17 protein-coding genes are annotated in these 17,271 nt (G+C 72.1%); 7 read left to right on the forward strand and 10 right to left on the reverse strand.

Going from position 1 to position 17,271, the window contains the following annotated elements:
- Positions 1-244: 244 nt before the first annotated feature.
- On the reverse strand, positions 245-2,167 hold the full coding sequence (locus AB0I04_RS10460) for an AAA family ATPase (protein ID WP_360881853.1): 1,923 nt from the start codon (positions 2,165-2,167) through the stop codon (positions 245-247).
- Positions 2,168-2,354: 187 nt separating this feature from the next.
- On the opposite strand from AB0I04_RS10460, the gene AB0I04_RS10465 reads away from it, so the two are divergent.
- The 4 genes from AB0I04_RS10465 to AB0I04_RS10480 all read left to right on the forward strand — a co-directional run bounded on the left by AB0I04_RS10465 (position 2,355) and on the right by AB0I04_RS10480 (position 5,312).
- The gene (locus AB0I04_RS10465) at positions 2,355-3,314 is read left to right on the forward strand and encodes an NAD(P)H-quinone oxidoreductase (protein ID WP_360881855.1); all 960 of its coding nucleotides are present in this window, start codon (positions 2,355-2,357) and stop codon (positions 3,312-3,314) included.
- A gap of 13 nt (positions 3,315-3,327) precedes the next feature.
- Positions 3,328-3,858: a bacterial proteasome activator family protein gene (locus AB0I04_RS10470; RefSeq protein WP_360881857.1), complete on the forward strand. Its 531-nt coding sequence runs from the start codon at positions 3,328-3,330 to the stop codon at positions 3,856-3,858.
- Positions 3,859-3,981: 123 nt separating this feature from the next.
- Positions 3,982-4,608: an RNA polymerase sigma factor gene (locus AB0I04_RS10475; protein WP_360881859.1), complete on the forward strand. Its 627-nt coding sequence runs from the start codon at positions 3,982-3,984 to the stop codon at positions 4,606-4,608.
- On the forward strand, positions 4,605-5,312 hold the full coding sequence (locus tag AB0I04_RS10480) for a hypothetical protein (protein ID WP_360881861.1): 708 nt from the start codon (positions 4,605-4,607) through the stop codon (positions 5,310-5,312). Before AB0I04_RS10475 ends, AB0I04_RS10480 begins: the two co-directional genes overlap by 4 nt.
- Before the next feature lie 89 nt (positions 5,313-5,401).
- Here the strand turns inward: AB0I04_RS10480 and AB0I04_RS10485 are convergent, their stop codons facing one another.
- From AB0I04_RS10485 to AB0I04_RS10495, 3 genes are read right to left on the reverse strand one after another with little or no spacing between them, the layout of a single operon-like run.
- The gene (locus tag AB0I04_RS10485) at positions 5,402-6,199 is read right to left on the reverse strand and encodes an HAD family hydrolase (RefSeq protein WP_360881863.1); all 798 of its coding nucleotides are present in this window, start codon (positions 6,197-6,199) and stop codon (positions 5,402-5,404) included.
- Positions 6,196-7,458, reverse strand: a complete 1,263-nt coding sequence (gene serS, locus AB0I04_RS10490; protein WP_360881865.1) for a serine--tRNA ligase — start codon at positions 7,456-7,458, stop codon at positions 6,196-6,198. The genes AB0I04_RS10485 and serS overlap by 4 nt, the downstream gene beginning before the upstream one ends.
- 10 nt (positions 7,459-7,468) lie before the next feature.
- Positions 7,469-7,630 carry a hypothetical protein gene (locus AB0I04_RS10495; RefSeq protein ID WP_360881867.1) on the reverse strand — a complete coding sequence of 54 codons (162 nt, stop codon included), beginning with the start codon at positions 7,628-7,630 and terminating at the stop codon, positions 7,469-7,471.
- On the opposite strand from AB0I04_RS10495, the gene AB0I04_RS10500 reads away from it, so the two are divergent.
- Positions 7,629-8,465 (forward strand): inositol monophosphatase family protein, encoded by an 837-nt coding sequence (locus tag AB0I04_RS10500; protein WP_360881869.1) that lies wholly within the window; start codon positions 7,629-7,631, stop codon positions 8,463-8,465. The two genes, AB0I04_RS10495 and AB0I04_RS10500, sit on opposite strands and share 2 nt — an antisense overlap.
- A gap of 347 nt (positions 8,466-8,812) precedes the next feature.
- Here AB0I04_RS10500 and pheA read toward each other — a convergent pair whose 3' ends face one another.
- From pheA to AB0I04_RS10515, 3 genes are all read right to left on the reverse strand, one after another.
- Complete coding sequence (pheA, locus tag AB0I04_RS10505; protein WP_360881871.1) at positions 8,813-9,787, reverse strand: prephenate dehydratase; 975 nt, start codon at positions 9,785-9,787, stop codon at positions 8,813-8,815.
- Between the two features lie 86 nt (positions 9,788-9,873).
- The gene (locus AB0I04_RS10510; protein ID WP_360881873.1) at positions 9,874-10,329 is read right to left on the reverse strand and encodes a DUF4446 family protein; all 456 of its coding nucleotides are present in this window, start codon (positions 10,327-10,329) and stop codon (positions 9,874-9,876) included.
- Positions 10,326-11,576 (reverse strand): glycosyltransferase 87 family protein, encoded by a 1,251-nt coding sequence (locus tag AB0I04_RS10515; protein WP_360881875.1) that lies wholly within the window; start codon positions 11,574-11,576, stop codon positions 10,326-10,328. Before AB0I04_RS10515 ends, AB0I04_RS10510 begins: the two co-directional genes overlap by 4 nt.
- A 217-nt stretch (positions 11,577-11,793) precedes the next feature.
- Between AB0I04_RS10515 and AB0I04_RS10520 the strand changes: the two genes are divergently transcribed.
- Positions 11,794-13,986: a hypothetical protein gene (locus tag AB0I04_RS10520; protein ID WP_360881877.1), complete on the forward strand. Its 2,193-nt coding sequence runs from the start codon at positions 11,794-11,796 to the stop codon at positions 13,984-13,986.
- Here AB0I04_RS10520 and AB0I04_RS10525 read toward each other — a convergent pair.
- From AB0I04_RS10525 to AB0I04_RS10535, 3 genes are read right to left on the reverse strand one after another with little or no spacing between them, the layout of a single operon-like run.
- Complete coding sequence (locus tag AB0I04_RS10525) at positions 13,871-15,541, reverse strand: hypothetical protein (RefSeq protein ID WP_360881879.1); 1,671 nt, start codon at positions 15,539-15,541, stop codon at positions 13,871-13,873. The two genes, AB0I04_RS10520 and AB0I04_RS10525, sit on opposite strands and share 116 nt — an antisense overlap.
- 16 nt (positions 15,542-15,557) lie before the next feature.
- Positions 15,558-16,286 (reverse strand): glycosyltransferase, encoded by a 729-nt coding sequence (locus AB0I04_RS10530; RefSeq protein WP_360881881.1) that lies wholly within the window; start codon positions 16,284-16,286, stop codon positions 15,558-15,560.
- 20 nt (positions 16,287-16,306) lie between these two features.
- A complete protein-coding gene (locus AB0I04_RS10535; protein WP_360881883.1) occupies positions 16,307-16,642 on the reverse strand; it encodes an STAS domain-containing protein in 336 nt (111 codons plus the stop codon).
- A gap of 358 nt (positions 16,643-17,000) precedes the next feature.
- On the opposite strand from AB0I04_RS10535, the gene AB0I04_RS10540 reads away from it, so the two are divergent.
- Positions 17,001-17,261, forward strand: a complete 261-nt coding sequence (locus AB0I04_RS10540) for a hypothetical protein (RefSeq protein ID WP_360881885.1) — start codon at positions 17,001-17,003, stop codon at positions 17,259-17,261.
- Positions 17,262-17,271: the final 10 nt, after the last annotated feature.

A 17,271-nucleotide genomic window follows, 5' to 3' on the forward strand; every position in this document is an offset into this window, starting at 1 on the left:
GGTTCGAATCCCGCCGCGCAGCCTCCGCCAAAATCGGTTGGTCCGCAGCATCCAGGTTCGAATCCCGCCGCGCAGCCTCCGCCAAAATCGGTTGGTCCGCAGCATCCAGGTTCGAATCCCGCCGCGCAGCCTCCGCCAAAATCGGTTGGTTCGCAGCATCCAGGTTCGAATCCCGCCGCGCAGCCTCCGCCAGCTGAAACGGCCGCCGCCCATGACGGGCGACGGCCGTTCGCGTTCTACGGACTCAGCGCGGCCAGGCGAAACCGTCGGCGACCATCGCCGCCAGCATGAGGTAGGCGTCCTGGGTCGCGGCGGACAGCTGCTCCAGCTCGACCTCTGCGCCCTCCTCCAGGTGCGGGTCGTACGGGATGCGGACGACCGCGCGGCAACGGCTCTCGAAGTGGGCCTGCAGCCGGTCGAGGTCGACCGTGCTCCTGCTACGGGTCCGCACCATCGACAGCACGACGACCCCGTTGCGGACCAGCTCGCCGTAGTGGTGCGCCTCCAGCCAGTCGAGCGTGGCCGATGCCGACCGGGCGCCGTCCACCGACGGCGAGCTGACCAGCACGAGCTGGTTGGCCAGGCCGAGCACGCCCGCCATCGCCGAGTGCAGCAGGCCGGTGCCGCAGTCGGTGATGCAGATCGAGTAGAAGTGCTCCAGGACGTGGGCGACCGTGCGGTAGTCATCCTCGCTGAACGCCTCGGAGACCGCCGGATCCCGGTCGGAGGCGAGCACCTCGAGCCGGGAGGACGCCTGCGACGTGTAGGCCCGCACGTCGGCGTACCGCTGGATCTGCTGGTGCTCGTTCAGCAGGTCGCGGACGGTCGTCGCCGTCTCCAGCCGTACCTTGTCCGACAGCGTGCCCCGGTCGGGGTTGGCGTCGACCGCGATCACCCGGTCGCCGCGCATGGACGCCAGCGTCGCGCCCAGCCCGACCGTCGTGGTGGTCTTGCCGACGCCGCCCTTGAGGCTCATCACCGCGACGCGGTGGTGGCCGCCGGCCACCGGGGTGCGGGCGCGGGCCAGTAGCTCGCGGCGGCGCAGCTCGGTCGGGGACTCGCCGGGGTGGATCGTACCTCCGGTCGCCTTGTAGAGGGCGCGGCGCCAGCCGTGGGCGGGCGCCTGCCGCCGGCCGCGCAACAGCATGTCGGCGCTGAGGCTGTCGGAGGTCTGCCCGCCGCCCTGCTGCTGGGCGTACGCCTCGGGCAGCGGCGCGAACGGCGGGCCGTCCTCGGGCTGCGGGGCGTACGCCGGCGGCTCCTGCTGAGGCGGGAAGTGCTCCTGCTGCTGCGGGTAGTGCTGCGCCTCGGGCTGCCGGCCGTACGGCGCGGCCTCGGGCTGCTGGGAGAACGGCGGTGCGGAGTAGGGCGGCCCCTGCTGCTCCATCGGCGGCCGGCCGGCGTAGCGCGGATCCTGCTGCTGCGGATGGTGCTGCGGGAACTGCTGCGGCTCGGGCTGCCGACCGTAGTCGGGAGGTCCGGGGTACTGCGCCCCGTAGTCCGGGGCCATGCCGGGATAGGGCTGCCCCGGATCGGTCTGGGGCGCCGGGTAGCCGGGCGGAGGCGGGGCATAGGGCGGCGAGCTGAACGGCGGAGCGGAGTACTGCGGGTAACCGGGGTAGCCGCCGTCCCCGTAGATATCGAAGCCGTCCATGTGGGTGGCCTCGGCGGCCGGCGGCTGCTGCTGGACGAGCTGGGTCTGCTCGGCGTCGGCCACGTCCGTGTCGCCGCGCGGCTCGTCCTGCGGCGGAGCCGGTTGGGGCGGCTGCTGCACGTCGTACGGCGCGGCGGGATCGACCGGCTCCGCGTCGTACGGCTGCGCGGGCTCCTCACGGCCGTCCCGCGGTCCCTGCGCGTCGACCCGCTGCTCCGCCGCCTCGGCGTTCTGGGGCTCTTGAGGGCCGAAGCCCTGCGCAGGAAAGGACCCGAAGGCCGGGCCGTACTCCCGGGCCGGTGCGCCGGGGAACTGCGGCGGCGCCCCGAACTCCGGCGGTGGAGGATACCCGGGCGCCCCGAAGTCGTACGGCGGCTGTCCCTCGCCGGGCCCGGACGCATCGGGCGGCACCGCGGGAAACGTCGGCGCGGGAGGGGTACTCGTCCACGGATTGGGCGGCGGTGCGGCCTCGTCGGCCGCGTCTTCTCTCGGCTCGCCGGGCTCGCTGTTCATGGCATCAAGAGACGCGAGCTGTTCGTCAAGAGAACGGCCCGTTTTATCCTGATCATTCTTGGCCACCAGGTCCCCCTCGCGGACGCGCAGTGGATGAATCAACACGATATGTTCATCCGCAGCCTAAGCCACCCCAGGCCTTGACCAATACCGTGTCGCTTGAGCATCCCCGGCTACCGTGAAGCCCATGCATGCCATCGTCATCGAAAAACCGGGCGACCCCGACGTATTGCGGTGGAGTGAGGTTGCCGACCCCGTCATCGGCCATGACGAGGTGCTGCTCGACGTCGTTGCGGCCGGAGTCAACCGCGCCGATATCATGCAGCGGCTCGGATTTTATCCACCTCCGGAAGGGGCGCCCGAGTATCCGGGCCTCGAAGCCTCCGGGCGCGTCGCGGCGGTCGGTGACGGCGTCACCGGGTGGAAGGTCGGCGACGAGGCCTGCGCACTCCTCAGCGGAGGCGGATACGCCACGCGGGTCGCGGTGCCCGCGGGCCAGTTGCTGCCGGTCCCGCGCGGGGTGAGCCTGGTAGAGGCGGCCGCGCTCCCCGAGGTCGCCTGCACGGTGTGGGCCAACGTGTTCATGCTCGCCCGGCTCCGTCCGGGCGAGTCGTTCCTCGTGCACGGCGGCGCGGGCGGGATCGGGACGATGGCGATCCAGCTCGCCAAGGCACGCGGGGCGCGCGTGCTGTGCACGGCCGGCAGCGAGGAGAAGCTGGAGCGGTGCCGGGAGTTGGGCGCGGACGTCGCCATCAACTACCGGACGGAGGACTTCGTCGAGGCGGCCCGCCCGGTCGATGTGATCCTCGACAACATGGGCGCCAAGTACCTCCCCCGCAACATCGACGCCCTGGGCACCGGCGGCCGGCTCGTCGTCATCGGGCTGCAGGGCGGCGGGGTGGGAGAGCTCGATCTGGGCAAGCTCCTGACGAAACGGGCATCGGTCCACGCAACCTCACTACGAGCCCGGCCGTTGGAAGAGAAGGCCGACATCGTCGCCGCAGTCCGCGAGCACGTATGGCCGCAGGTCGAGTCCGGTGCCGTCCACCCCATCCTGGACCGTACGCTTCCCATGGCGGAGGCCTCCGCGGCGCACCGCACGATGGAGGGCAGCACGCACGTCGGCAAGATCGTTCTAACGGTGTGAGACTGGGAAATCTATGAATAATCCACTGAACAGCGAAGACCCGCAGGTCGTCGTCGTCGGCCCGAACGGCTTGCCCATGATGGCCGGGGAGAGCACGGACGACTCGGAGGAGCGGCCGATCACCGAGATGGTCGAGCAGCCCGCCAAGGTCATGCGTATCGGCAGCATGATCCGGCAGCTCCTCGAGGAGGTGCGCGCGGCGCCCCTCGACGAGGCCAGCCGGGCGCGCCTGGCCGAGATCCACCAGCGTTCGATCAAGGAGCTCGAGGACGGCCTCGCGCCCGAGCTGATCGCGGAGCTGGAGCGCATCTCCCTGCCGTTCACGAACACCGGCACCACGCCCAGCGAGGCGGAGCTCCGCGTCGCCCAGGCGCAGCTCGTCGGCTGGCTCGAAGGGCTCTTCCACGGCATCCAGACCACGCTGTTCGCCCAGCAGATGGCCGCCCGCGCCCAGCTGGAGCAGATGCGGCGCGCCCTTCCTCCGGGCGTCATCCCGCAGCAGGACGAGGAGGGCCACGGCCGCTCGTCCGGCCCCTACCTGTAGGCCCCCGGCCCTACCCGATCAGGACCTCGCGGCGCGGGTCCGGCACGACGCCGGACCCGCGCCGTCTCCTATCAAGCGATCCGGTCCTGGGAACCCGCGCCGCGGAGCGGACACGGACCCGGTGTGACTGATCATCTGCCCACGGACGCGGAGCTGTGGGCGCGGGCGGTCGACAGCGAGCCCGAGGCGTTCGGGACGCTCTTCGACCGGCACGCGCGCGCCGTCTACAACCACTGCTTCCGCCGGACGAGCGACTGGTCGATGGCCGAGGACCTGACCTCGGTCGTGTTCCTCGAGTCTTGGCGCCGCCGCGACGACGTGCGCATCGCCCGGGAAACGGCGCTGCCCTGGTTCCTCGGCGTCGCGAACAACGTGCTGCGCAACGCTCGCCGCTCGGTGCGCCGACACCAGGCGGCGCTCGCCCGCGTCCCGCCCGCTCTGCCCGAGCCCGACCCCGCCGACGACGTCGGCGACCGCATCGACGACGAGCGCGCCATGCGACGCGTCACCGAGCTGCTGCGGCGCCTGCCCACCGCCGACCGGGACGTGATCGAGCTGTGCCTGTGGGACGGCCTGTCGTACGAGGACGCCGCGACCACCCTCGACGTCCCGGTGGGGACGGTGCGCTCGCGGCTCTCCCGTGCCCGGGCCCGGCTCCGGGCCATGGAAGCCCGGGAACCCTCGGCGTCCGACGGCCACAGACGGGGTGACACATCCACTGCGTCCCGGACCAGGAAGGGAACGTCATGAACGACTGGGAGCGCGTGCCTCCTGAGCGTGACCTGCCGCCGGCCCGGCACGCTCAGCGCAGGGAGCACCTCATGGCCGAGATCACACCGAAAGAGCGGCGCCGCCGCCTCTCCCGCAAGGCCCGCTGGATCACCGGGATCACCGTGGGTGCGGTGATCGCCGGAGGCGGGATCGCCACAGCGACGACGCAGTTCTGGGACGGTGGCGGCGCGGCGGACACGACGAACGTCGAATGCCACGACCGCGCCGACCTGAACACGAGCGACATCACCATCCTGCGGGTCGGCGGCAGGACACCCGTCGACGCGTGCGCGAAAGAGTGGCGCAAGGGCCACGTGAAGAAGGGTGTCCACGCCGCGCCGCCGCTGGTGAGCTGCCTCCTCAAGACCGGACCGGTCGGTGTCTTCCCCGGCGCCGCGGGCACGTGCGAGAGGATGGGCCTCGCCCCGACGCGTACGGCGTCGCCGGCCGAACGCGCGAGGTTCGAGGCCGTACGGCGGCTCGACACCGACCTGCACGAGCGCCTCGCCCGTTGCGTGTCGCAGCCGGACGCGGAGCGGTACGTTCGCGAGCGGCTCACCGCACTACGGCTGCCAGGCTGGAACGTCACCGTGACCGGCTACGACGCCCGCAACCGGTGCACGTCGTACGGCCTCGAGCCCGAGCACGACACCGTACGCCTCGTGGGGATCGAGCGCCCCTGAGCGAACCGGCCCTGGCCTCAGGCGCGGAGCCAGGGCCGTCTCGTACCTGGACCGCGGCCGGCGACGTCGTCGCGCGCCGGCCGCGTCCCTCACTCGGGGAACAGCTCCTCGATCGCGCGGGCCACGCCGTCCTCGTCGTTGGCCGCGGCCTTGTGGTGGACGGCGGCCAGCACATCGGGGTGGGCGTTGGCCACGGCGTACGACCGGCCCGCCCAGGCCAGCATCGGCAGATCGTTCGGCATGTCGCCGAACGCCACCACGTCGGCGGCGTCGATGCCGTGCCGGGCGCACAGCTCGGCGAGCGTGCTGGCCTTGGACACCCCCAGCGCGCTGATCTCGATCAACCGGTCGCCGTTGGAGTGGGTGGGCAGGACGACCTCGCCCACCAGCGCCCTCACCTCCGCCAGCAGCGCGTCGGCCTGCAGTTCGGGGTGGCGGGCCAGGAGCTTGGCGGCCGGCCGGGACACCAGCTCCTCGATCGGCGTGGGGACCCGGGGCGTCCGCGAGTCCCAGAACGACAGCTCGAACCCGTCCGCGTAGATCAGCCCGTCACCGTGCTCGACCGCGAAGCCGACCCCCGGCAGCGCCTCGCCGAGCACCCCGACGGTAGTGCGGAGCGCGTCCACCGGGATCAGGTGCGTGTCCACGACCTGCTCGGTGTGCATGTCGTAGACGATCGCGCCGTTCGCGCAGATCGCCAGCCCCCGGTGCGCGACCGCGTCGGCGACGGACCCCATCCAGCGCGGCGGGCGACCCGTGACGAGCACGAGCATCGCGCCCGCCCGCTCCACCCGGGCGAACGCCGCCACGGTCCGCTCGGACACCGTGTAGTCGCTGCGGACGACGGTGCCGTCCAGGTCCGTGGCGACCGCCCGCGGAGGCGTCATCGCGCCACGGGCTCGAGCACCTCACGCCCGAGGTACTTCCGCAACGCCTGCGGAACACGTACCGAACCGTCGGCCTGCTGGTGGTTCTCCAGGATCGCGACGATCCACCGGGTCGTGGCCAGCGTGCCGTTCAGCGTCGCCACCGGACGGGTCCGGCCGTCGCCGTCGCGGAAGCGTACGGACAGCCGGCGCGCCTGGAACTCCGTGCAGTTGGAGGTCGAGGTCAGCTCGCGGTAGCGGCTCTGCGTCGGCACCCAGGCCTCGCAGTCGTACTTGCGGGCCGCGCTCGCGCCCAGGTCGCCCGCTGCCACGTCGATCACCCGGTAGGGCAGCTCGACCTTGGCGAGCATCTGCTTCTCCCAGTCCAGCAGGCGCAGGTGCTCCTCATGCGAATCCTCCGGATCGCAGTAGGAGAACATCTCCACCTTGTCGAACTGGTGCACCCGGATGATGCCGCGGGTGTCCTTGCCGTACGACCCGGCCTCCCGCCGGAAGCAGGACGACCAGCCGACGTAGCGCCGGGGCAGGTCGCCGGCGAGGATCTCGTCGCGGTGGTAGGCGGCCAGCGGCACCTCGGAGGTGCCCACGAGGTACAGATCGTCCTCGGGCAGGTGGTAGATCTCCGACGCGTGCGCGCCGAGGAACCCGGTGCCCTCCATCGACTCCGGCTTGACCAGGACCGGCGGGATCATCGGCACGAACCCGGCCTCGATCGCCTGCTCCATCGCGAGGTTGAGCAGCGCCATCTGCAGCTGCGCGCCCACGCCCGTCAGGAAGTAGAACCGGGCGCCCGAGACCTTCGCGCCGCGCTCCATGTCGATCGCGCCGAGCCGCTCGCCCAGCTCCAGGTGATCCTTCGGCTCGAAGTCGAACGCGGGCGGGGTGCCGACCGTCTCCAGGACGACGTAGTCCTCCTCGCCGCCGGCGGGCGCGCCCTCCTCCACGATGTTCGGCACGGTGCGCAGGAGCTCCTGCAGCTCCTGCTCGAGCCGCTGCGCCTCGGCGTCGGCCTCCTTGACCTGCTGGGCGAGCTCCTTGGCCCGGTCGAGCAGCTTCTGGCGCTCCTCGCCCTGCGCCTTCGACACCGACTTGCCGAAACTCTTCTGCTCCGCCCGTAGGGACTCGAAGCCGCTCAGCGCGGAGCGGCGCCGCTCGTCCAGGTCGAGCAGCCGGTCGACGACGGCCTCGTCCTCGCCCCGGGCGCGCTGGCTCGCGCGCAGCCGGTCGGGATCGTTTCGAAGGGCTCGCAGGTCAATCACAGACACGAGGCTACCGCCCGGCCCACCCCTGACCGACCCAATAACCGATCATCCAGGCGCCGATGCCGAAGGCGGCCACGCGCGAGAACGGCGCGGGCGGTGAGGCGATGTCGACGGCGATGCGCCGTCCGTTCACCGGCAGGTGCGACGCGGATGGGAGAGTCACGGGCATGGACGACCTCTCCTTCGCGCTGTTCCTGGCGGACCGGGCGGATGCGATCACGATGAGCCGGTTCCGGAGCGCCGACCTCGATGTACGGACCAAGCCGGATCGGTCGGCGGTGACGGAGGCGGACCTCGCGACCGAACGGGCGCTGCGGTCGCTGATCGCCGAGCACCGGCCGGGCGAAGGCGTCGTCGGCGAGGAGTTCGAGGAGACGCCGGGCGAGGGGCGCCGGTGGATCCTCGATCCGGTCGACCACACGGACAACTACACGCGGGGGATCGAGGTGTTCGCGACCCTGATCGCGTTGGAGGAACAGGGCCGGATCACCGTTGGCGTGGTGTCGTCCCCCGCGATGGGCCGCCGCTGGTGGGCGTCCCGCGGCCACGGCGCCTACACCAGCGGCCCACCGTGGCCGGACGGTTCGGGTGACGGCCGTACGGCGCGGCGGATGGGCGTGTCGGCGGTCGACGATCTGGCGGACGCGCACCTCTCGTACGCCGCTCTGGACCACTGGGAGCGGCGCGGCCTGGTGCGCGGCATCGTCGGGCTGTCGGAGGCGACACGGTATGAGTTCGCGTCGGCCTGCTTCTGGGGTCAGATGCTCGTCGCCGAGGGCCGCTGCGACGTCAGCCTGAACCCCCGGGGCAAGATCTGGGACAACGCACCCATCCAGGTGATCGTCGAGGAGGCGGGCGGCCGGTTCAGTGACCTGGCGGGCGAGCCGCGCGTCGACCGGAACTGCGCCGTCGTCACGAACGGTCACCTGCACGACACCGTACTGGCCCGGCTCTCCGCCCCTTCGAGTGTGGATCTCGGCGATGCGAGCCCGCCTCGCCCCTGATAGGGGCATGTTTTCAGCCCTGGTTGAAACGCATTGCCGCTCACTCACCGACCAGGAATGATCACGAAGGCGTGATCGGCGCCGCTCGCCGCACAGTCCGGCACCTTCCTGCCGTTCGACGGCGACGGGCCGGATCGGACGGCGGTGGCGTACTGGGGGTCGCCGCCGTCCGTCACGAGCAGGACCTGCAGACCGCCCCGGACGGCACCTGGCGCGCCGCGTTGCGGGCGATGGCGCTTTCTGCCAGTGGTGGTGTCGGCGACCACGTCGCCCGAGCGCCGGGAGGCCAGGAGCCGGATCGAACGGGCGGTGACTCCACTGGGGACCCCGGGGTCACCGCCCGTTCGTCACAGGTCGTGGCCGGAGCGGATGGCGTGCAGCCAGGCGGACGCCTCGGCGAAGTCGTCGTCGTGGGTGCCGCGGCGGATCTCGGTGCGGCCCTGGTCGGCTCGCGGGTAGCTGCCGAGGAAGCGGATGCCGGGGCAGATGCGGCGCAGGCCCATCAGCGCCTCGCCCACCCGGGCGTCCGCGACGTGGCCCTCGCAGTCGATCCAGAAGCGGTAGCGGCCGAAACCGTCGCCGGTCGGCCGGGACTGGATCAGGGTCAGGTTGACGCCGCGGACCGCGAACTCCGTCAGGAACTCCAGCAGCGCGCCCGCGTGGTCGTCGGTGAGGTAGGCCATCAGCGACGTGCGGTCGAAGCCCGTGGGCTGGACGGGCGGGCCGGGCGGCCGTACGAGGACGAACCGGGTCACGGCGCCGGGGCGGTCGGCGATGTTGCCCGCGGCGGCCGTCAGGCCGTACCGCTCGCCGGCGATGGGGGCGGCGATCGCGGCGTCGAAGCCCGAGGTGGCGTCGGCGACCGCCATGGCGGCGCCGGCCGTGGACGTGCCGGTCGTCACCTGGGCGTGCGGGAGCGTACGGGCGAGCCACCGCCGGCACTGCGCGTGCGCGTGCGGGTGGGTGCAGATGCTCTTGATGTCCTCCATCGCCGTGCCGGGGCGGACCAGCAGCGAGAACTCGACGGGGATGAGCACCTCGTCGGTGATGAGGAGCACGTCGCCGTCGGCGAGTTCGTCGACGGTCGTGGTCACCGGGCCCTCGACGGAGTTCTCCAGAGGGACCATCGCGGCGTCCGCGTCGCCGCGGCGGACCGCGTCGAGCGCCATCGGAACGGTCGAGAACGGCTCGCGGGTGCCCGCCCGCGCCGCGGGAAGGGTGAGAAGGGCGGCCTCGGTGAAGGTGCCCTCGGGGCCGAAATAGGCGAACCGCTCCGGGCGGTCGGCCGGTGCCGCCCCGTCTCGCGGGCTGTCGTCGGTCACGGAGTCCCCTCATGCCGCTGCTGCTTCGGTCCGGCGTCATCCCAGGTTACGGCCGGTCGGCCGCTGGAAGTGACCGCGGGTTCGGGTCAGGTGGACGTGGAGGATCGGCTGTTCACGCCGATGTCGCGCCCGTCGTCGAGCCGGATCTGCGGCCCCTGACCGAGCCTGGCCGCGCGTACGACCTGGTCCTCTTCTGGAGAGAGCAACTGGAGGCTGCGGCCACTCTGGACGATCTTGGCATAGGTGCGGGTCTCGGTGCGCCCGTTGATGGAGGTGAGCACGACTCCGTCGCCGGCGGAGTTGAGCAGGGCGAGCGAGAACGACAGGCCGCCGGACTCCTCGCGGAGCGCGTCATAGTGGACGATGGCGACGTCGCGGATGGCGCGGTCGTCGGTGGCACCGGCGCTGACCTGCAGGCGGCGGCGCATCATCTCGGTGCACTCCTCGACGGCCTTCGCGGCGCGGCGCCGGGCGCTGAGCCCGGCATAGAGGCCGAGCCCGCCGATGCCGACAGCGGCCAGGGCGATCGTGATAAGGATCACGGTCCGAGCGTACCCACCGGGGAGTTCTCACGCGACGTATCCACGCGATCACGCGGAGATTCTCTTACCGGTACCTTCCGCGCGGGCCGCCGGCGGCAGAAGAGGAGAAGGAGTCCCAGGGCCCCGAGACCGTACGCATCTTGAACCATTCGCCCAATCGGCCGCGGTGCGAGGTGGTGAGCGAGCATAGTGATCCCCCACCACGGGATCGTGAGCACGTAGAACAGCCAGACCCCGGCCGCCAGCGCGAGCCTTCGCGGGTCGCGGCCGGCGCCCACGATGGCCCCGAAGATGACGACCAGCCAGGCGAGATGATGAATCCAGGAGACCGGCGAGACGGCCACCGCGATCAGCCCAGTGATCGCGACACCCCCGATCTCGTCGCCCGCCAGCGTGGTACGGCGCGCGGCGCGGAAGCCGAAGTACGCGATCACCCCCACGAACGCGAGCCAGATGAGGGCCGTGACCGGGCCGGGCAGGTAGAGCCGCAGCAGCATGCCGCGGATCGACTGGTTCGTGGTCGCGGTGTTGGATCCGAGGCGTTCGCTGTCGAAGAGGGCGCCGAACCAGTAGTCGGCCGAGTCCACCGGCAGGAGGAGGAACGTGCCGAGCGTCGCGGCGACCGCGCCGGCGATCGCCGTGCCCGCCTCCCGGCGGCGGCCGGTGATCAGGAAGTAGATGATGAAGACGCCCGGGATGAGCTTGACCGCCGTGGCGAGCCCGATGAGCAGGCCCCGTGGCCAGCGAGACCGCGGCGCGGCGCAGTCGGCCACGCACATCGCCACGAGGAAGACGTCGACCTGCCCGAAGCGGATCTGGTCTCGCAGCGGCATGGGGTAGGCGCACAGTGCGACGAGGACGCCCGTGAGCACCGGAGCCCACAGGCCGACCCTGTCGAGCAGGGCGCGGAAGGCGTACCGCACGGTGATGGTCACGGCTAGCAGGACGAGCCCGACCCACAGCCACTGGACGACGGCCCACGGCAGGAGGGCGAGCGGCACCGCCACCAACACGGCGAAGGGCGGGTAGGTGAACGGGAGTAGCTGCGGCGGCTGGGTCAGGAAGTCGTAGACCGGGGCGCCGCGCAGCACCGCCTGCCCGCCGGACCGGTAGACGTCCAGGTCGACCATGCGCTGGTCGGGCGGGTTGGTCAGCCAGTGCAGGGCGAGCGGCCCCACCGCGGCCGCGACGATCGCGATACCCGCGACGACCATCGCGATCTCGCGTTTCGTCCTTCGCTCAGCCATGGGTCCATCCTGTCCCAAGTCCGGCACCGGCACGGCCACTCCGCCGGACGCCGGTAATACGGGGAACCGCGCGGAGAGCCCGCGACGTCCGACTCTCACTGCCCGCAACCGGCCAGCAAGATCCGCAAATTCGCGTACATCCGCGAGCAACTCGGACGCGGCACTAGCCTGGGGAGGTCCCCAGCCTGGGGAGGTCCCCCAGATACCGGAGGTGATCGTGGCACGGCCACGGATGGCGGAACGTCACCGCAGGAGCGCGGCGATCGCCGTGCTGGTGGGGTTCGCGGCCGCGTTGCTGGGCCTGCTGCCGGAGACCGCGGCCGCAGCGTCGGTCACGGAGACGGCCGCACCGCCCGCCAAGATCCAGGGCCGGGTGCTGCTGATCGGTGTGCCGGGCCTGCGCTGGGGCGACATCCGACGGACCGGCGCGCCCAACCTCTGGAACCTCACCGGCCAGGCCGCCGTCGGCTCGCTGTCGGTCAAGACCGTGGCCGGGCACACCTGCCCGATCGACGGCTGGCTGACCGTGTCGGCGGGCCAGCGGTCGCAGCTGCGCCACGGCGGCTGTGGTCTGCCGCCCGCGCCGAGCGGGACGGCGGTGCCGGGCTTCGCCGGGTTGCGCCAGGACAACGCGCACAACAAGTACGGCTCGAAGCTGGGCCTGCTGGGCGACGCGGTACACCGCGCCGGGGGCTGCACGATGGCGATCGGTCCGGGCGCGGCGGTCGGCGCGGCGGACGGCACGGGCCGGGTGGACGGGTACACCCCCTCGGTGGACAAGACGCCGGCGGACGCCTGGTCGCGCTGCGCGCTCACGGTGGTCGACGTCGACGACGTCGTCCGCGCCTACATCAACGCCGGCGTGGACGTGAACGGCCACCAGGTCCACGTCACCGAGAAGGGACGCGCGACGGCGGTCTCGGCCGCCGACGCCCAGGTCGGCAAGATTCTTCGGGCTACGCCCGCCGGCACGACCGTGCTGCTGGCCGGGCTGTCCGACAACACCAGCACCGGCCGCCTGCACGTCGCCATGGCCACCGGCCCCGGGTACGGCCCGCGCTACCTCACGGCGAACTCCACGCGAACGAGCGGCCTGGTCACGCTCACCGACGTGACGTCCACGGTCCTGCACACCATCGGCGCCAAGCAGTCGACGGACGCGATCGGCTCGCCGTGGCGACTCGGCGGGCGCAAGTCGGCGTCCGTGGGCCGCGTCGTCCGCGCGCTGACGGACCGGGACACCCACGCGCGGGTGTACGACCGGTTCGTCTTCCCCTTCTACCTCGTCCTCATCGCGGTGCAGATCGGGCTGTACGCCTTCGCGACCGTCGCGCTGCGCCGTAAGGGACACGGACTGCTGGCGTCGACGAAGGCGCTGGCACTGGCCGCCGGGGCGCTGCCGGTGGCGTCGTTCCTGGCGAACGTCTACCCGTGGTGGAGGAGCGGGCAGCCGGGGCTGACGCTGACCCTGCTCATCCTTCTCGGCGTCGCCGTGATCACGGCCGTCGCGCTCGCCGGGCCGTGGCGCCGGTCCGTGACCGGCCCGGGCACGGTCGTGGCCGGCGCGACGGCGCTGTTCCTGACCCTCGACGTGGTGACCGGAAACCACCTGCAGAACTGCAGCGTGCTCGGCTACACCCCGGTCGTCGCCGGCCGGTTCTACGGCTTCGGCAACACGACCTGGGCCCTGTGGATCACCGGAGTGATCATCGCGACCGGGGCGCTGGCAGGGCGGCTGATCGCCGGCCGCGGCGACCGCCGCCTCCTGCCCGTCGCCCTGGTCGTCGCCGCGGGGCTGGCGGCGCTGGTCGTCGACGGCGCGCCGATGTGGGGCGCGGACTTCGGCGGCATCATCGCGACGATCCCCGGTTTCGCGGCGTTCGCGTTCATGCTGACCGGCCGCCGGATCCGGCCCACGAGGGTGATCGCGGTGCTGGCGGCCGGGGCCGTCCTCGTCCTGGGCGTCTCCTTCCTCGACTCGCTCCGGGCGAACCCCACCCACATCGGTGAGTTCTGGAACAACCTGGTGAGCGGCGACGCGGGCACGCTGCTGTTCCGGAAGTTCCGCGGCATGATCGGCACGCTCAGCCACTGGCAGCTGACGGTGATCATTGTGGCCGGCATCGGGTTCTTGTTCTTCGCGCTGCTGCGGCCGCTGGCCTGGCGCGCCGCCGCGCTGCAGATGGCCTACGAGCGCGCTCCCGCGCTGCGGGCCACGTTCTTCGCCGTACTGGTCACCGCCGTGGTCGGCATGCTCGTGAACGACTCCGGGGCGGCGATCCCGGCCATGGCGTTCACGGTCGCGGTCCCGCTGGCGCTCGCGGCGAGCGTACGGGCGCTGGAGCTCGGCGAGCCCGAACGGCCACCACGACCAGAGCCATCAGAAGAGCCGTCAGCACGGCAGGCGTGACGCGCGAGCGCACGCCGGTGACCAGCCAGTCGAGGGCGTGCGGGAGCCCGGCGAGCCGCGGATCCCGGGCCGGCAGGTAGGCGAGGACCAGCACGGTCGTCCGGGCCAGGAGCAGCCCGTCGATCCGCGACCAGGCCAGGGGGCGGTGGGGCGCAGCCACGGGGGTGGAGACAGGCCGGCCGTCGGGCGCGGCCACGGGGGTGGACACCAGCGCGAGCATCGCCCAGCCGAGGCCGTCGTACCAGGGCAGGGCGTACGGGGCGGCGAACAGCCAGGCGATCGCCAGCGCGGCGCTGACCCGGAGCGCGTCCTCCCCGGTCGTGTCCGTCACCCCGCCGACGTCGCGGACGCCCGGCCGGGGCGCGGCGCGCAGCAGCAGGACCGCCAGCACGACGGTCAGGACGACCGCGCCGCGCTGGACCGTCGAGCGGGGCAGTGTCAGCAGGAGCCCGCCCCCCGACCCGGCGAACAGGTGCCAGGGCGTGGCCAGCGCCACCGCCCGGGACGCACGGCCGAGCTGGTCGAACGAGTGCGGTCCGGCCATGAGGTACGCCAGGCCGGTGACCACGGCCGCCGTGAGGGGGAGCGCCACCAGCCGTACGGCCGCCGCTCCGGCACCGCTCCGGGCCGGTGCCCGCCCGGCTCCGGTCGCCCGGCGGGCCTCCCACCAGTCGCGGAGCAGGATCCAGGCCGGTCCCCCGGCGACGATCGCCACATTGATCTTCACGGCGGCACCCGCGCCGATGAGGATGCCGGCCGCGACGCACCGGCCGAGGGACCGGGCGTCCGTCTGATGCGACCACGGTGGATCGGGCAGCGCGAACACGACCAGCCCGGCGACCGCGAACGCCAGCGCGAGAACGTCGTTGTGCGCCCCGGCGACCAGCGCGTACAGCATGAGCGGATTGGCCGACCACAGCAGTGCGGCGCGCAGCCGCCGCTCCCGGTCGCCACGCGTGGCGTGGGCGAGCAGCAGGCCGACGGTCAGGAAGGCCACGACCTCCGTCACCGACATCACGAAGACGGTGAGCCGGACCGAACGCCCGCCGATCAACGACGCGAACGTCTGCTGCGCGGTGGCGATCGGCCCGTACAGGGTGGGCGCGTCCCGCCAGTCCTGCACGGCGCCGATCACCGGGTCGGCCGGCAGGCCGCGCGCCGTGGTGGCGTACGGGTCGTTTCCGGTGACCGCCATGCGGCCGTACGCGGCGTAGTTGAGATGGTCCGCCGAGCCGATGGGCGGCATGAACATGAACGCGACCGCCGCGACGCCCCCGGCGATCAAGAGGATCCGCGGCGAGATCCACCAACCGCGCCGGGAGGCGTACAGGCACAGGCCGACGCCCAGCGCGGAGAGCCCGGCGCCGATCGCGGTCAGCACGATGACGAGGTGCGGGGAGGGGCGGACGCCTAGGGAGTAGGGCGGCTGTCCGGAACCTCCGGGCAGGGCCGGCTCCATCACCGAGGGGCCGAGCAGCGCCACGGTCAGGAAGCAGGCCAGGCCGAGCGCGGCGGCGGCCAGGCCGGCGTAGCCTGCTCGGTCAGCGCGTGACATGACGTGGCCCGATCGGTCAGCGCGTGGCACGACGCAGCCGGGCGAGCTGCCGGGTCACGGCGGGCTCCCGTGCCGCGAGCGCGCGCCCGACGTCCCGGAACTGCCGGGCCCGGTGCAGCTGGGCTCGCCAGTCGGTGCCGGTGGCGCGGTGCGCGAGGGGGACCTCGACCTCGGTCACCTTGAACCCCTTGCCCAGGAGGTCGATCGTGAGGCCGGTCTCGACCCCGAATCCGGGGGCGAGGGGCAGGGCCGCCTCGAACGCCTGGCGTGTGAGACAGCGCTGGCCGTTCAGCGGCTGCGTGGCGCTCCAGCCGGTGAGGCGCTTGATGCCGTCGCGGGACAGCCGGACGACGAAGCCGTGGCCGCCGAGTTTCACCCGATCGCTGAAGACCGCGATGGTCATGGCGGCGGACCCGGCGCGGACCGGCTCGACCAGCGGCCCGGCCTGCCGCGCCGTGTCGCCCAGGTCGGCGTCGAGGAACAGCAGGTGCCGGGGGACGTCGCCGTCGAGCAGGCGCACCGCGGCGGCGCCCGTCTCCATCGCGGCGCCCTTGCCGCGGTTGCGCGAGTGCCGTACGACCTTCGCGCCCGCGCCCTCGGCCAGCCGTCCGGTGGCGTCGGTGGACCCGTCGTCGACCACGACCACGAGGTCGACGCCGGGCAGCGACGCCGCCGCCTCAACCGTCGAGGCGATCCGGTCCTGCTCGTCCTTGGCCGCGATGATGACGGCCGTGTCCGCCTGCATGAAGGCGATGGTAGTGGCGGTCAGGTGCCTTCGAGGGCCGGTAGGGCATCGTGCACGGAGAACACCGTGTCGAGGCCCGTGACCTGAAGGATCCGGCGTACGGCCGGACGCGGTGACGCGAGCTCGAGCGAGCCCCCGTGCTCACGGAGTCGTTTCATGGCCGAGAGCAGGACGTTCATCCCCGTCGAGTCGCAGAACTCGACCCCGCTCAGGTCCACCACGACCCGGCCGGCTCCGTCGCGAACGAGCGAGGCCAGCTCGGCTTGCAACCTTGGCGCCGTATAGAGATCGACCTCGCCGTAGACGGATACGACGGCGTGACCCCCCTGAGACGCGGTCGAGACCTTTAGCTCCACGAGCCGCACACTAGCGCTCTCGGAGCGGGCGAACCAGAGCCGAACGAGATTAGGGAACGGCCGTTGCCAGTCGGTGGGATGCGCTTTGCCGACGAGCCGGCGACTTCTGCGGCTTACGAGCGAAATATCCGGCAATTCAGGTGCCAAAGCTGCGTCGGGGAGATCTTCTCAATTCTCGGCGTCGAAGTGCGTGAATCCACCCACCGGCGCGTCGCCGGTGCGAGAAGCTGGGAAGATGACGAGCGAGAGACCCGGCGACCCGGGGCGCCGCCGGGTCCGCGAGCGGCTGGAGACCATTCGCGATCGTTCCGAAAAATCCAGTTCATGGCGGTCAATCACGCAATATGTATCGCGCCTGGTGAACCGCGAGGGGTACGTTCCGGTCAAGGCCCGGCTGGCCCGGGAGGACATTGTTTTCCTCGCCTCCGCTCGCGACGACGTCATCGCCTTCTGCGAGATGACCCTGCGCATCATCGACCTGCACCGGCCGCAGGACTCCGGAGGCATCACCAGCGACGTCGCCAACCCGCTTCGCCGGTGTCGCGCCTGCATGTGGCGCTGGCCCTGCCCGACGTTCCGCGCGGTCCGGGACATGGTCGACCGGCCGCCGGGGGCCTGACGCGCTCCCC

This window comes from Actinoallomurus sp. NPDC050550, assembly GCF_040655075.1.
In the GTDB taxonomy this organism is placed as follows: domain Bacteria; phylum Actinomycetota; class Actinomycetes; order Streptosporangiales; family Streptosporangiaceae; genus Actinoallomurus.